The 13,092-nt window shown below is 58.9% G+C and carries 14 protein-coding genes; all 14 read left to right on the forward strand.

Features of this window, described 5'->3' with window-relative positions; all coding sequences use genetic code 11:
- The first annotated feature begins 84 nt into the window (after nucleotides 1-84).
- Entirely contained in the window at nucleotides 85-1,977 is a 1,893-nt protein-coding gene (gene mnmG, locus F8N82_RS24800; RefSeq protein ID WP_038997903.1) for a tRNA uridine-5-carboxymethylaminomethyl(34) synthesis enzyme MnmG, read from the forward strand.
- Nucleotides 1,974-2,618: a 16S rRNA (guanine(527)-N(7))-methyltransferase RsmG gene (gene rsmG, locus F8N82_RS24805; protein ID WP_038997905.1), complete on the forward strand. Its 645-nt coding sequence runs from the start codon at nucleotides 1,974-1,976 to the stop codon at nucleotides 2,616-2,618. Before mnmG ends, rsmG begins: the two co-directional genes overlap by 4 nt.
- A gap of 18 nt (nucleotides 2,619-2,636) precedes the next feature.
- Nucleotides 2,637-3,428, forward strand: coding sequence for a ParA family protein (locus F8N82_RS24810; protein WP_010222720.1), 792 nt, complete (start codon nucleotides 2,637-2,639; stop codon nucleotides 3,426-3,428).
- Between the two features lie 9 nt (nucleotides 3,429-3,437).
- Nucleotides 3,438-4,310 carry a ParB/RepB/Spo0J family partition protein gene (locus tag F8N82_RS24815; protein WP_038997906.1) on the forward strand — a complete coding sequence of 291 codons (873 nt, stop codon included), beginning with the start codon at nucleotides 3,438-3,440 and terminating at the stop codon, nucleotides 4,308-4,310.
- 149 nt (nucleotides 4,311-4,459) lie between these two features.
- A complete protein-coding gene (locus F8N82_RS24820) occupies nucleotides 4,460-4,867 on the forward strand; it encodes a F0F1 ATP synthase subunit I (RefSeq protein ID WP_010222722.1) in 408 nt (135 codons plus the stop codon).
- Between the two features lie 16 nt (nucleotides 4,868-4,883).
- Complete coding sequence (gene atpB, locus F8N82_RS24825; protein ID WP_010222723.1) at nucleotides 4,884-5,753, forward strand: F0F1 ATP synthase subunit A; 870 nt, start codon at nucleotides 4,884-4,886, stop codon at nucleotides 5,751-5,753.
- 143 nt (nucleotides 5,754-5,896) lie between these two features.
- Nucleotides 5,897-6,154 (forward strand): F0F1 ATP synthase subunit C, encoded by a 258-nt coding sequence (gene atpE / locus F8N82_RS24830; RefSeq protein WP_003097235.1) that lies wholly within the window; start codon nucleotides 5,897-5,899, stop codon nucleotides 6,152-6,154.
- A 57-nt stretch (nucleotides 6,155-6,211) separates the two neighbouring features.
- Nucleotides 6,212-6,682 carry a F0F1 ATP synthase subunit B gene (locus F8N82_RS24835; RefSeq protein WP_010222733.1) on the forward strand — a complete coding sequence of 157 codons (471 nt, stop codon included), beginning with the start codon at nucleotides 6,212-6,214 and terminating at the stop codon, nucleotides 6,680-6,682.
- 12 nt (nucleotides 6,683-6,694) lie between these two features.
- Nucleotides 6,695-7,231: a F0F1 ATP synthase subunit delta gene (locus tag F8N82_RS24840; RefSeq protein WP_038997913.1), complete on the forward strand. Its 537-nt coding sequence runs from the start codon at nucleotides 6,695-6,697 to the stop codon at nucleotides 7,229-7,231.
- Nucleotides 7,232-7,252: 21 nt separating this feature from the next.
- Nucleotides 7,253-8,797, forward strand: a complete 1,545-nt coding sequence (atpA, locus tag F8N82_RS24845) for a F0F1 ATP synthase subunit alpha (protein ID WP_038997914.1) — start codon at nucleotides 7,253-7,255, stop codon at nucleotides 8,795-8,797.
- A 50-nt stretch (nucleotides 8,798-8,847) separates the two neighbouring features.
- Nucleotides 8,848-9,708: a F0F1 ATP synthase subunit gamma gene (gene atpG, locus F8N82_RS24850; protein WP_038997915.1), complete on the forward strand. Its 861-nt coding sequence runs from the start codon at nucleotides 8,848-8,850 to the stop codon at nucleotides 9,706-9,708.
- A gap of 27 nt (nucleotides 9,709-9,735) precedes the next feature.
- Complete coding sequence (gene atpD, locus F8N82_RS24855; RefSeq protein WP_038997916.1) at nucleotides 9,736-11,112, forward strand: F0F1 ATP synthase subunit beta; 1,377 nt, start codon at nucleotides 9,736-9,738, stop codon at nucleotides 11,110-11,112.
- Between the two features lie 44 nt (nucleotides 11,113-11,156).
- Nucleotides 11,157-11,576: a F0F1 ATP synthase subunit epsilon gene (locus tag F8N82_RS24860; protein ID WP_038997917.1), complete on the forward strand. Its 420-nt coding sequence runs from the start codon at nucleotides 11,157-11,159 to the stop codon at nucleotides 11,574-11,576.
- Nucleotides 11,577-11,699: 123 nt separating this feature from the next.
- Nucleotides 11,700-13,067 (forward strand): bifunctional UDP-N-acetylglucosamine diphosphorylase/glucosamine-1-phosphate N-acetyltransferase GlmU, encoded by a 1,368-nt coding sequence (gene glmU / locus F8N82_RS24865; protein ID WP_038997918.1) that lies wholly within the window; start codon nucleotides 11,700-11,702, stop codon nucleotides 13,065-13,067.
- Nucleotides 13,068-13,092 lie beyond the last annotated feature (25 nt).

Raw genomic sequence — 13,092 nt, forward strand, 5'->3', positions numbered from 1 at the left:
TGCAAAAGGTTCCTTTAGAGGGGGGTAAGTCCCTATACTTGTGCGTTATCCCTATCTATTCCCGAAACAGGCACGAGGTGCGTGGTGGATTTCCCTTCCCGTTTTGAAGTGATCGTCATCGGCGGCGGCCATGCCGGTACCGAGGCTGCGCTTGCGTCTGCACGCATGGGTGTCAAAACCCTGTTGCTGACCCACAACGTGGAAACCCTCGGTCATATGAGTTGCAACCCGGCCATCGGCGGCATCGGCAAGAGCCACTTGGTCAAGGAAATCGATGCGCTCGGCGGTGCCATGGCACTGGCCACTGACAAGAGCGGTATCCAGTTCCGTGTGTTGAACAACCGCAAAGGCCCCGCGGTGCGCGCTACTCGCGCCCAGGCCGACCGCGCCATCTACAAATCGGTAGTGCGCGAGATTCTTGAGAACCAGCCCAACCTGTGGATATTCCAGCAGTCGTGCGACGACCTGATCGTCGAGCAGGACCAGGTACGCGGTGTGGTTACACAAATGGGTCTGCGTTTTCTCGCCGACTCCGTGGTACTGACCACCGGGACTTTCCTCGGCGGACTTATCCACATCGGTTTGCAGAATTACTCCGGTGGCCGCGCCGGCGATCCACCGTCGATTGCCCTGGCTCGCCGCCTGCGTGAACTGCCGCTGCGTGTTGGCCGCCTGAAAACCGGTACGCCACCACGCATCGACGGTCGCTCGGTGGATTTCTCGGTAATGACCGAGCAACCCGGCGACACGCCGATCCCGGTGATGTCGTTCATGGGCTCCAAGGAACAGCACCCGCGTCAGGTCAGTTGCTGGATTACCCACACCAACGCCCGCACCCACGAGATCATTGCCTCGAACCTCGATCGTTCGCCGATGTACTCCGGGGTGATCGAAGGCATCGGCCCGCGCTATTGCCCGTCGATCGAAGACAAGATCCACCGCTTTGCCGACAAGGAGAGTCACCAGGTGTTCATCGAGCCGGAAGGCCTGAACACCCACGAGCTGTACCCGAACGGGATATCCACATCCTTGCCGTTCGATGTGCAGCTGCAGATCGTGCGTTCGATCCGCGGCATGGAAAACGCCCACATCGTGCGTCCGGGTTACGCCATCGAGTACGACTACTTCGATCCGCGTGACCTCAAGTACAGCCTGGAAACCAAGGTGATTGGCGGCCTGTTCTTTGCCGGCCAGATCAACGGCACCACCGGCTACGAAGAAGCCGGTGCCCAGGGTTTGCTCGCCGGGACCAACGCCGCGCTGCGTGCACAGGGCCGTGAAAGCTGGTGCCCGCGTCGCGATGAGGCGTACATCGGCGTGCTGGTCGACGACCTGATTACCCTGGGTACCCAGGAGCCGTACCGCATGTTCACCTCGCGGGCCGAGTACCGTCTGATCCTGCGTGAAGACAACGCCGACCTGCGCCTGACCGAAAAAGGTCGCGAGCTGGGTCTGGTCGATGACGCGCGCTGGGCCGCATTCAGCGCCAAGCGCGAAGGCATTGCCCTGGAAGAGCAGCGTCTGAAATCTACCTGGGTCCGCCCGGACACCGCGCAAGGTCAGGCCATTGCCGAAAAATTCGGTACGCCGTTGAGCCATGAATACAACTTGCTCAACCTGTTGACCCGCCCGGAAATCGATTACACCGGGCTGATGGAAGTGACCGGCGGATCCGAAATCGACCCGCAAGTGGCCGAGCAGGTTGAAATCAAGACCAAATACGCCGGTTACATCGACCGGCAACAGGAAGAAATCGCCCGGCTGCGCGCCAGCGAAGACACCCGCCTGCCCGACGATATCGACTACAGCGGTATTTCCGGGCTGTCCAAGGAAATCCAGAGCAAACTCGGCCAGACCCGGCCCGAGACTCTGGGCCAGGCTTCGCGTATCCCCGGCGTGACCCCGGCGGCGATTTCCCTGTTGCTGATTCATCTGAAAAAACGCGGCGCAGGCCGCGAGTTGGAGCAAAGCGCTTGAGTTCTCAGGTCACCCCTCAACACGCCGAAGAGTTGTCCACAGGCGCCCGCCAGCTCGGTGTCGAGCTGAGCGAGGCCCAGCACGCACAACTGCTGGCCTACCTGGCCTTGCTGATCAAGTGGAACAAGGCCTATAACCTGACCGCCGTGCGCAATCCGGACGAGATGGTTTCCCGCCACCTGCTCGACAGCCTCAGCGTCATGCCGTTTATCCACAGCGAGCGCTGGCTGGATGTCGGCAGCGGCGGTGGCATGCCGGGCATTCCTTTGGCTATCCTGCATCCGGACAAGCAAGTCACGGTGCTCGACAGCAACGGCAAGAAAACCCGCTTCCTGACTCAGGTAAAGCTGGAACTCAAACTGGATAACCTCACAGTTATCCACAAGCGGGTCGAGGAGTTCCAACCGGAGCTGCCTTTCACCGGAATTGTTTCCCGTGCTTTCAGCAGCATGGAGAACTTCACCAACTGGACGCGCCACCTCGGTGACGCCCAGACGCAGTGGCTGGCAATGAAAGGGCTGCATCCTGCCGATGAGCTGGTAGCATTGCCGGCAGATTTCAGAGTGGATAGCGAGCAGGCCTTGACCGTTCCGGGTTGCCAAGGCCAACGCCATCTGCTGATACTGCGCCGCACGGCATGACTGGGAACACAAGCAAGAATGGCTAAGGTATTCGCAATTGCGAACCAGAAAGGTGGTGTGGGCAAAACCACCACCTGTATCAATCTCGCAGCATCGCTGGTGGCAACCAAGCGCCGCGTGCTGCTGATCGATCTCGATCCACAGGGCAACGCCACCATGGGTAGCGGTGTGGATAAACACGTCCTGGAACATTCGGTCTATGACCTGTTGATCGGCGAATGCGACCTGGCCCAGGCCATGCACTTCTCCGAGCACGGCGGCTATCAGCTGCTGCCGGCCAACCGCGACCTGACCGCCGCCGAAGTGGTTCTGCTGGAAATGCAGATGAAGGAGAGCCGCCTGCGCACCGCGCTGGCGCCGATCCGCGAGAATTACGACTACATCCTGATCGACTGTCCGCCGTCGCTGTCGATGCTGACCCTCAACGCCCTGGTCGCCGCCGATGGCGTGATTATTCCGATGCAATGTGAATACTTTGCCCTGGAAGGCTTGAGCGACCTTGTGGATAACATCAAGCGGATTGGCGAGCGGTTGAACCCGCAGCTCAAGGTCGAAGGCCTGCTGCGAACCATGTACGACCCGCGCCTGAGCCTGATCAACGATGTTTCCGCACAGCTCAAGGAACACTTCGGCGACCAGCTGTACGACACCGTGATTCCACGCAACATCCGCCTGGCCGAGGCCCCGAGCTTCGGCATGCCGGCCCTGGCCTACGACAAGCAATCGCGTGGCGCCCTGGCGTACCTGGCCCTGGCCGGGGAACTGGTTCGTCGCCAACGTCGTCAAACCCGCACTGCACAGACAACTTAAGGAATCCGCATGGCCGTTAAGAAACGGGGTCTCGGACGTGGGTTGGATGCACTGCTCAGTGGTCCGACCGTCAGCGCGCTCGAAGAGCAGGCTGTCCAGGTCGACCAAAAGGAACTGCAACACCTGCCGCTCGACCTGATCCAGCGCGGCAAGTACCAGCCGCGCCGGGACATGGACCCGCAGGCACTGGAAGAACTCGCCCACTCGATCAAGAGCCAGGGCGTGATGCAGCCGATCGTGGTGCGCCCGATCGCCGACAACAAATTCGAGATCATCGCCGGTGAACGCCGCTGGCGCGCCAGCCAGCAGGCCGGTATGGAGACGATCCCGGCCATGGTCCGCGATGTGCCCGATGAAGCGGCCATCGCCATGGCCCTGATCGAGAACATCCAGCGCGAAGACCTCAACCCGGTGGAAGAGGCCATCGCCCTGCAGCGTCTGCAGCAGGAATTCCAGCTGACCCAGCAACAGGTCGCCGACGCTGTGGGCAAGTCGCGGGTAACCGTGGCCAACCTGCTGCGCCTGATCTCGTTGCCGGAAGTGATCAAGACCATGTTGTCCCACGGCGACCTGGAGATGGGTCATGCCCGGGCACTGCTCGGATTGCCGGATGAACAGCAGGTCGACGGGGCGCGTCACGTTGTCGCACGTGGCCTGACTGTGCGCCAGACCGAGGCACTGGTACGCCAGTGGCTCAATGGCAAACCCGAGGCTGCGGAACCTGCCAAGCCAGACCCGGACATCACCCGCCTTGAACAGCGTCTGGCAGAGCGTCTGGGCTCGGCCGTACAGATTCGCCACGGCAACAAGGGCAAGGGCCAGTTAGTTATCCGTTACAACTCACTAGATGAGTTGCAAGGTGTCCTTGCTCACATCCGCTGAAACAATTCCTTTTGTAGCGCGCAGTCGGAAATCACTACCCGGCAGTTGAATAGGGGTTAAACCGCCCCTATACTCTGCGCGCATTTTGTCGGCACAAATTATGCCAAGTCATAGCTGACTGGTTGGTCGACTTTCGAGGAGCAGTTGTGATGGAAACCCGCACGCCAAACCGCTTGCCTTTCCATCGCTGGGCGGTTTTTCCGGTACTGTTGGCTCAATGTGTCGTGTTTCTGCTGGCAACTTTGGCGTTGTGGCAGTGGCACGGGGCGGTCAGTGGATATTCGGCACTCTGCGGAGGGCTGATTGCCTGGCTGCCGAATGTGTATTTCGCCTGGAAGGCTTTTCGTTACACGGGAGCCAGGGCAGCGCAGGCCATCGTCAAGTCGTTTTACGCTGGCGAGGCAGGCAAATTGATTTTGACGGCAGTGCTTTTCGCATTGACGTTCGCAGGAGTGAAGCCATTGGCGCCGTTAGCAGTCTTCGGTGTCTTTCTGCTGACCCAGTTGGTCAGCTGGTTCGCGCCCCTGCTGATGAATATAAGACTTTCGAGACCTTAGGGCGTTTGAGGCAACCATGGCAGCAGAAACCGCTTCGGGCTATATCCAGCACCACTTGCAGAACCTGACCTTCGGTCAACTACCAGACGGCGGTTGGGGCTTTGCCCATTCCGCAGCAGAAGCCAAGGCAATGGGCTTCTGGGCTTTCCACCTGGACACCCTGGGTTGGTCGGTCGCACTGGGTCTGCTTTTCGTATTCCTGTTCCGCATGGCAGCCAAGAAGGCAACTTCCGGCCAGCCTGGCGGCCTGCAGAACTTCGTAGAAGTGCTGGTAGAGTTCGTTGACGGCAGCGTCAAGGACAGCTTCCACGGCCGCAGCCCGGTGATCGCCCCACTGGCGCTGACCATTTTCGTCTGGGTCTTCCTGATGAACGCCATCGACCTGATCCCGGTCGACTGGATTCCTCAGCTGGCCATCCTGATCTCCGGTGATCCGCACATTCCGTTCCGCGCGGTCTCGACCACCGACCCGAACGCGACCCTGGCCATGGCCTTCAGCGTGTTCGCCCTGATCATTTTCTACAGCATCAAGGTCAAGGGCATCGGCGGCTTCCTCGGCGAACTGACCCTGCACCCGTTCGGCAGCAAGAACATCTTCGTTCAGATCCTGCTGATTCCGGTCAACTTCCTGCTCGAATTCGTCACCCTGATTGCCAAGCCAATCTCGCTGGCCCTGCGTCTGTTCGGCAACATGTACGCCGGCGAGCTGGTGTTCATCCTGATTGCCGTGATGTTCGGCAGCGGCCTGCTCTGGCTCAGCGGCCTGGGCGTGGTGCTGCAATGGGCGTGGGCTGTGTTCCACATCCTGATCATCACCCTGCAAGCGTTCATCTTCATGATGCTTACCATCGTCTACCTGTCGATGGCTCACGAAGATAACCATTAAGACCGCCTGGCGTGTCTGATGACCCTTTCGCCAGTACCGGGAAGGGTCGAAAAAGTCCGCAAGGGCAGCTGTACCAAACGATTTTGTTTTACCGCTTCAAACTAAAAAACCTAACCAATACGACGTAAAAGTCGGGAGGAAAGATGGAAACTGTAGTTGGTCTTACCGCTATCGCTGTTGCTCTGCTGATCGGCCTGGGTGCTCTGGGTACCGCCATTGGTTTCGGCCTGCTGGGCGGCAAGTTCCTGGAAGGCGCTGCTCGTCAGCCAGAGATGGTTCCAATGCTGCAAGTTAAAATGTTCATCGTTGCCGGTCTGCTCGACGCCGTAACCATGATCGGTGTTGGTATCGCTCTGTTCTTCACCTTCGCTAATCCCTTCGTTGGTCAAATCGCCGGCTAATCACTCGAATTCTCGAGTGGTTTGGTGTGATGGACAAAGAACGAGCGAGGTGTTGGCGTGAACATTAATGCAACCCTGATTGGTCAGTCCGTTGCGTTCTTCATTTTTGTGCTGTTCTGCATGAAGTTCGTGTGGCCTCCGGTCATCGCGGCATTGCAAGAACGTCAGAAGAAGATCGCGGATGGACTGGACGCTGCCAACCGAGCAGCTCGCGACCTGGAGTTGGCCCAAGATAAAGCGGGTCAGCAACTGCGCGAAGCGAAAGCTCAGGCAGCCGAAATCATTGAGCAAGCCAAGAAGCGCGGTGCTCAGATCGTCGAGGAAGCCCGTGATCAGGCCCGCGTCGAAGCTGACCGTGTGAAGGCTCAGGCTCAAGCCGAGATCGAACAGGAAATTAACGGTGTCAAAGACGCCCTGCGTGCCCAAGTGGGTCTGCTGGCTGTCGGCGGTGCTGAAAAAATCCTTGGCGCCACAATCGATCAAAACGCGCATGCGGAGCTGGTTAATAAACTGGCCGCTGAAATTTAAGCGAGGGCGATCATGGCAGAACTGACCACGTTGGCCCGACCTTACGCTAAGGCGGCCTTTGAGCACGCCCAGGCCCATCAGCAACTGGCCAATTGGTCAGCCATGCTCGGCCTGGCTGCTGCAGTGTCGGAAGACGACACGATGCAGCGCCTGCTCAAGGCCCCGCGACTGACGAGCGCAGAAAAGGCCGCCGCGTTTATTGACGTGTGCGGTGACAAGTTCGATGCACAGGCACAGAATTTCATTCATGTTGCCGCGGAAAACGACCGTCTCCTGCTTTTGCCGGAGATTTCGGCTTTGTTCGACCTGTACAAGGCTGAACAAGAGAAATCCGTGGACGTGGAAGTCACCAGTGCTTTTGCGTTGAACCAAGAACAGCAAGACAAACTCGCCAAGGTTCTCAGTGCACGGCTCAGCCGGGAAGTGCGCCTGCATGCGACGGAGGACGCCTCCCTTATCGGTGGTGTCGTGATCCGCGCCGGCGACCTGGTAATCGATGGCTCGGTTCGCGGCAAAATCGCGAAACTGGCCGAAGCATTGAAATCTTGAGTTTGAAGGGGCAGCAGAGCAATGCAGCAACTCAATCCTTCCGAAATTAGTGAAATCATCAAGGGTCGCATCGAGAAACTCGACGTGACCTCCCAAGCCCGCAACGAGGGTACTGTCGTCAGCGTTTCTGACGGTATCGTGCGGATTCACGGTCTGGCCGACGTAATGTACGGCGAAATGATCGAGTTTCCAGGTGGCGTGTTCGGTATGGCCCTCAACCTGGAGCAAGACTCCGTTGGTGCGGTAGTACTGGGCGCCTACGACACCCTCGCTGAAGGCATGAGCGCCAAGTGCACCGGCCGCATCCTCGAAGTTCCAGTTGGTAAGGAACTGCTGGGTCGCGTAGTCGACGCACTGGGTAACCCAATCGACGGCAAAGGCCCACTGGGCAACACCGAGACCGACGCGGTCGAGAAAGTTGCTCCGGGCGTGATCTGGCGTAAGTCGGTAGACCAGCCTGTACAGACTGGCTATAAATCTGTCGACGCCATGATCCCGGTCGGCCGTGGCCAGCGCGAGCTGATCATCGGTGACCGTCAGATCGGTAAGACCGCCATGGCGATCGACGCCATCATCAACCAGAAAGACTCCGGTATTTTCTGTGTTTATGTTGCTGTCGGCCAGAAGCGTTCCACCGTTGCCAACATCGTTCGCAAGCTGGAAGAAAACGGCGCCCTGGCCAACACCATCGTGGTGGTTGCCAGTGCTTCGGAATCCGCCGCACTGCAATTCCTGGCGCCATACGCCGGTTGCACCATGGGCGAGTTCTTCCGTGACCGCGGTGAAGACGCGCTGATCGTATACGATGACCTGTCCAAGCAGGCCGTTGCCTACCGTCAGATCTCCCTGCTGCTGCGCCGTCCACCAGGACGTGAAGCGTACCCAGGCGACGTGTTCTATCTCCACTCCCGTCTGCTGGAGCGTGCATCGCGCGTTTCCGAAGAGTACGTCGAGAAGTTCACCAACGGTGCTGTAACTGGCAAAACCGGTTCCCTGACCGCACTGCCGATCATCGAAACCCAGGCTGGCGACGTTTCCGCGTTCGTTCCGACCAACGTGATTTCCATCACCGACGGTCAGATCTTCCTGGAATCGGCCATGTTCAACTCGGGCATCCGCCCTGCAGTGAACGCCGGTGTTTCGGTATCCCGTGTGGGTGGTGCCGCTCAGACCAAGATCATCAAGAAGCTCTCCGGTGGTATCCGTACCGCTCTGGCTCAGTACCGTGAACTGGCGGCATTCGCCCAGTTCGCTTCTGACCTGGACGAAGCCACCCGTAAGCAACTCGAGCACGGTCAACGTGTTACCGAGCTGATGAAGCAGAAGCAATACGCTCCAATGTCCATCGCGGACATGGCGCTGTCGCTGTATGCCGCTGAGCGTGGGTTCCTGACCGACGTTGAAATCGCCAAGATCGGTAGCTTCGAACAAGCGCTGATCGCTTACTTCAACCGTGATCACGCCGAACTGATGGCGAAGATCAACGTGAAGGGTGACTTCAACGACGAAATCGACGCTGGCATCAAAGCCGGTATCGAGAAGTTCAAGGCCACCCAAACCTGGTAAGCCGCAGCGGGGGCTTTGCGGCCCCCGCTTGCTAACCTGATAGGTGTTACATGGCAGGCGCAAAAGAGATTCGCAGTAAGATTGCGAGCATCAAAAGCACGCAAAAAATTACCAGCGCCATGGAAAAAGTGGCGGTCAGTAAAATGCGCAAGGCACAAATGCGCATGGCTGCTAGCCGTCCTTACGCGGAGCGTATCCGCCAGGTTATCGGTCATCTGGCCAACGCCAACCCGGAATACCGCCACCCCTTCATGATTGAACGCGAAGTAAAGCGCGTCGGTTATGTCGTCGTGAGCAGTGACCGTGGTTTGTGCGGTGGCTTGAACACCAACCTGTTCAAGGCCCTGGTCAAGGACATGGCGGTCAACCGCGAGCAAGGTATCGAGATCGATCTTTGCGTGGTTGGCAGCAAGGGTGCGGCGTTTTTCCGCAGCTTCGGCGGTAACGTCGTTGCCGCGATCAGCCACCTGGGCGAAGAGCCGTCGATCAATGATCTGATCGGCAGCGTCAAGGTCATGCTGGACGCTTACCTGGATGGTCGTATCGACCGTCTGTCCGTGGTATCGAACAAGTTCGTCAATACCATGACGCAAGCCCCAACGGTCGAGCAGTTGATTCCGTTGGTTGCAACCCCGGATCAAGAACTCAAGCACCACTGGGACTACCTCTACGAACCTGACGCCAAAGAGCTGCTGGACGGCCTGATGGTGCGTTACGTGGAGTCGCAGGTCTACCAGGCGGTGGTCGAGAACAACGCAGCTGAACAAGCTGCCCGGATGATCGCGATGAAGAACGCCACCGACAACGCCGGTGACCTGATCAGCGAATTGCAGCTGATCTACAACAAGGCGCGTCAGGCTGCGATCACCCAAGAGATCTCGGAAATCGTCGGCGGCGCTGCCGCGGTTTAACGGTTCAAATATTCAGAGGATCCAGCTATGAGTAGCGGACGTATCGTTCAAATCATCGGCGCCGTCATCGACGTGGAATTCCCACGTGACAGCGTTCCGAGTGTTTACAACGCGCTGAAAGTAGTAGGCGCGGAAACCACCCTGGAAGTTCAGCAGCAGCTGGGCGACGGCGTGGTTCGTACCATTGCGATGGGCTCGACCGAAGGCTTGAAGCGCGGTCTGGACGTTGCAGACACCGGCGCAGCCATCTCCGTACCGGTCGGTAAAGCGACCCTGGGCCGGATCATGGACGTCCTGGGTAACCCAATCGACGAAGCCGGTCCAATCGGTGAAGAAGAGCGCTGGGGTATTCACCGCGACGCTCCTTCGTTCGCTGACCAGGCAGGCGGCAACGACCTGCTGGAAACCGGCATCAAGGTTATCGACCTGGTTTGCCCGTTCGCCAAGGGTGGTAAAGTTGGTCTGTTCGGTGGTGCCGGTGTAGGCAAAACCGTAAACATGATGGAACTGATCCGTAACATCGCCATCGAGCATAGCGGTTATTCCGTGTTCGCCGGTGTGGGTGAGCGTACTCGTGAGGGTAACGACTTCTACCACGAGATGAAGGATTCCAACGTACTGGACAAGGTTGCTCTGGTATACGGCCAGATGAACGAGCCACCAGGAAACCGTCTGCGCGTAGCGCTGACCGGCCTGACCATGGCTGAGAAGTTCCGTGACGAAGGTAACGACGTTCTGCTGTTTGTCGACAACATCTATCGTTACACCCTGGCCGGTACCGAAGTATCCGCACTGCTGGGCCGTATGCCTTCGGCAGTAGGTTACCAGCCGACCCTGGCTGAAGAGATGGGCGTTCTGCAAGAGCGTATCACTTCGACCAAGGAAGGTTCGATCACCTCGATCCAGGCCGTATACGTACCTGCGGACGACCTGACCGACCCGTCGCCAGCGACCACCTTCGCCCACTTGGACGCCACCGTCGTACTGTCCCGTGACATCGCCTCCCTGGGTATCTACCCAGCGGTCGATCCACTGGACTCGACTTCGCGCCAGCTGGACCCGAACGTGATCGGCAACGAGCACTACGACACCGCTCGTGGCGTTCAGTATGTTCTGCAGCGCTACAAAGAGCTGAAGGACATCATCGCCATTCTGGGTATGGACGAGCTGTCCGAAACCGACAAGCAGCTGGTATCGCGCGCTCGTAAGATCCAGCGCTTCCTGTCCCAGCCGTTCTTCGTGGCCGAAGTCTTCACCGGTTCTCCAGGCAAATACGTTTCCCTGAAAGACACCATTGCAGGCTTCAGCGGCATCCTCAAAGGTGACTACGACCACCTGCCAGAACAAGCGTTCTACATGGTCGGCGGCATCGAAGAAGCTGTCGAGAAAGCCAAGAAACTGTAATCCCGGCGCCCCGCAAGGGGCGCTAATCAGGTTGAGGCAAGCAGATGGCTATGACAGTCCATTGCGATATCGTCAGCGCGGAAGGGGAAATTTTCTCCGGTCTGGTCGAGATGGTGATTGCGCACGGCAACCTGGGTGATCTTGGTATCGCTCCAGGCCACGCCCCGCTGATCACTAATCTGAAGCCAGGTCCGATCACGCTGACCAAGCAGGGTGGCGCCCAAGAGGTGTTCTACATCTCTGGTGGTTTCCTCGAGGTCCAGCCGAACATGGTCAAGGTGCTTGCCGATACTGTGCAACGTGCTGCAGACCTGGACGAGGCTCAGGCTCAGGAAGCCCTCAAGGCTGCCGAGAACGCCCTGAATCTGAAAGGCGCGGATTTCGACTACGGCGCCGCCGCCGCACGTCTGGCCGAGGCCGCAGCCCAGCTGCGTACCGTCCAGCAAATGCGCAAAGGCAAGTAATCTGGCGCTCGCCGATCACTTCCATTGCGATTGAGTTAAAGGGTAGCCTCGGCTACCCTTTTTCTTTTTCCGAAATTCTTCTTCTGGTCACATCGCTGACCACCCAGGATTGGTAGCCAGTCAATGTCTCTCGATATCGTTATTCTCGCCGCAGGCCAAGGTACCCGCATGCGCTCGGCGCTGCCCAAGGTGCTGCATCCGGTCGCCGGCGACTCCATGCTTGGCCATGTTATCCACAGCGCTCGCCAGCTGCAGCCGCAGGGTATTCATGTGGTGATCGGGCACGGTGCGCAACTGGTACGCGAACGACTGGCCGCCGATGACCTGAATTTCGTCCTGCAGGACAAGCAACTGGGTACCGGCCACGCCGTCGCCCAGGCCCTGCCGGCACTAAGCGCCGAAACCGTACTGATCCTCTACGGCGATGTCCCGCTGATCGAAGTCGACACCCTCAAGCGCCTGCTCGCCAAGGTTACCCCGCAGCAGCTTGGCCTGCTGACCGTGACCCTGGATGATCCGACCGGCTACGGCCGCATCGTCCGTGATGCCCAGGGCCAGGTGACGGCGATCGTCGAGCACAAGGATGCCAGCGACGCACAGAAAGCTATCAACGAAGGCAATACCGGCATTCTCGCCGTCCCGGGCGCGCGCCTGGCTGACTGGCTGGGCAGGCTGTCGAACAATAACGCCCAGGGCGAGTACTACCTCACCGATGTGATCGCCATGGCTGTAGCCGATGGCCTGGTGGTCGCTACCGAGCAGCCGCTGGACCCGATGGAAGTGCAGGGCGCCAACGACCGTCGTCAGCTGGCCGAGCTTGAGCGTCACTACCAACTGCGTGAAGGCCGCCGCCTGATGGCCCAGGGCGTGACCCTGCGTGACCCGGCGCGTTTCGATGTACGCGGTGAGGTGACCGTTGGTCGCGATGTGCTCATCGATATCAACGTGATCCTCGAAGGTCGCGTTGTCATCGAAGACGACGTGGTCATCGGTCCGAACTGCGTGATCAAGAACAGCACCTTGCGCAAAGGCGTGGTGGTCAAGGCTAACAGCCACCTGGAAGGCGCGATCATGGGCGAAGGCAGCGATGCCGGCCCGTTTGCTCGTCTGCGCCCAGGCAGTGTGCTCGACGCTCGCGCCCATGTGGGTAACTTTGTCGAGCTGAAGAACGCCCATCTGGGTGAAGGCGCCAAGGCCGGTCACCTGACCTACCTGGGCGATGCCGAAGTCGGTGCGCGCACCAACATCGGTGCCGGTACCATCACCTGTAACTACGATGGCGCCAACAAGTTCAAGACGGTACTTGGCGCAGACGTGTTCATCGGCTCGAACAACTCCCTGGTCGCGCCTGTGGATATCCTCGACGGTGCCACTACGGCAGCGGGTTCTACCATTACCCAGAACGTCGAAGCGGCACAGTTGGCGGTCGGTCGTGCGCGTCAGCGCAACATCGATGGCTGGAAGCGGCCGGAGAAAATCAAGAAAAGCTGAGTTACCCACAGCTGATAGAAAAGGC

This window comes from Pseudomonas fluorescens (assembly GCF_902497775.2).
GTDB classification, from domain to species: domain Bacteria; phylum Pseudomonadota; class Gammaproteobacteria; order Pseudomonadales; family Pseudomonadaceae; genus Aquipseudomonas; species Aquipseudomonas putida_F.

Excerpts from the sequence above, each read along its gene's own strand:
- F8N82_RS24810 (WP_010222720.1), top strand. The coding sequence starts at position 2,637 with ATGGCTAAGGTATTCGCAATTGCGAACCAGAAAGGTGGTGTGGGCAAA.
- F8N82_RS24815 (WP_038997906.1), top strand. The coding sequence starts at position 3,438 with ATGGCCGTTAAGAAACGGGGTCTCGGACGTGGGTTGGATGCACTGCTC.
- F8N82_RS24820 (WP_010222722.1), top strand. The coding sequence starts at position 4,460 with ATGGAAACCCGCACGCCAAACCGCTTGCCTTTCCATCGCTGGGCGGTT.
- atpB (WP_010222723.1), top strand. The coding sequence starts at position 4,884 with ATGGCAGCAGAAACCGCTTCGGGCTATATCCAGCACCACTTGCAGAAC.
- atpE (WP_003097235.1), top strand. The coding sequence starts at position 5,897 with ATGGAAACTGTAGTTGGTCTTACCGCTATCGCTGTTGCTCTGCTGATC.
- F8N82_RS24840 (WP_038997913.1), top strand. The coding sequence starts at position 6,695 with ATGGCAGAACTGACCACGTTGGCCCGACCTTACGCTAAGGCGGCCTTT.
- atpA (WP_038997914.1), top strand. The coding sequence starts at position 7,253 with ATGCAGCAACTCAATCCTTCCGAAATTAGTGAAATCATCAAGGGTCGC.
- atpG (WP_038997915.1), top strand. The coding sequence starts at position 8,848 with ATGGCAGGCGCAAAAGAGATTCGCAGTAAGATTGCGAGCATCAAAAGC.
- atpD (WP_038997916.1), top strand. The coding sequence starts at position 9,736 with ATGAGTAGCGGACGTATCGTTCAAATCATCGGCGCCGTCATCGACGTG.
- F8N82_RS24860 (WP_038997917.1), top strand. The coding sequence starts at position 11,157 with ATGGCTATGACAGTCCATTGCGATATCGTCAGCGCGGAAGGGGAAATT.
- glmU (WP_038997918.1), top strand. The coding sequence starts at position 11,700 with ATGTCTCTCGATATCGTTATTCTCGCCGCAGGCCAAGGTACCCGCATG.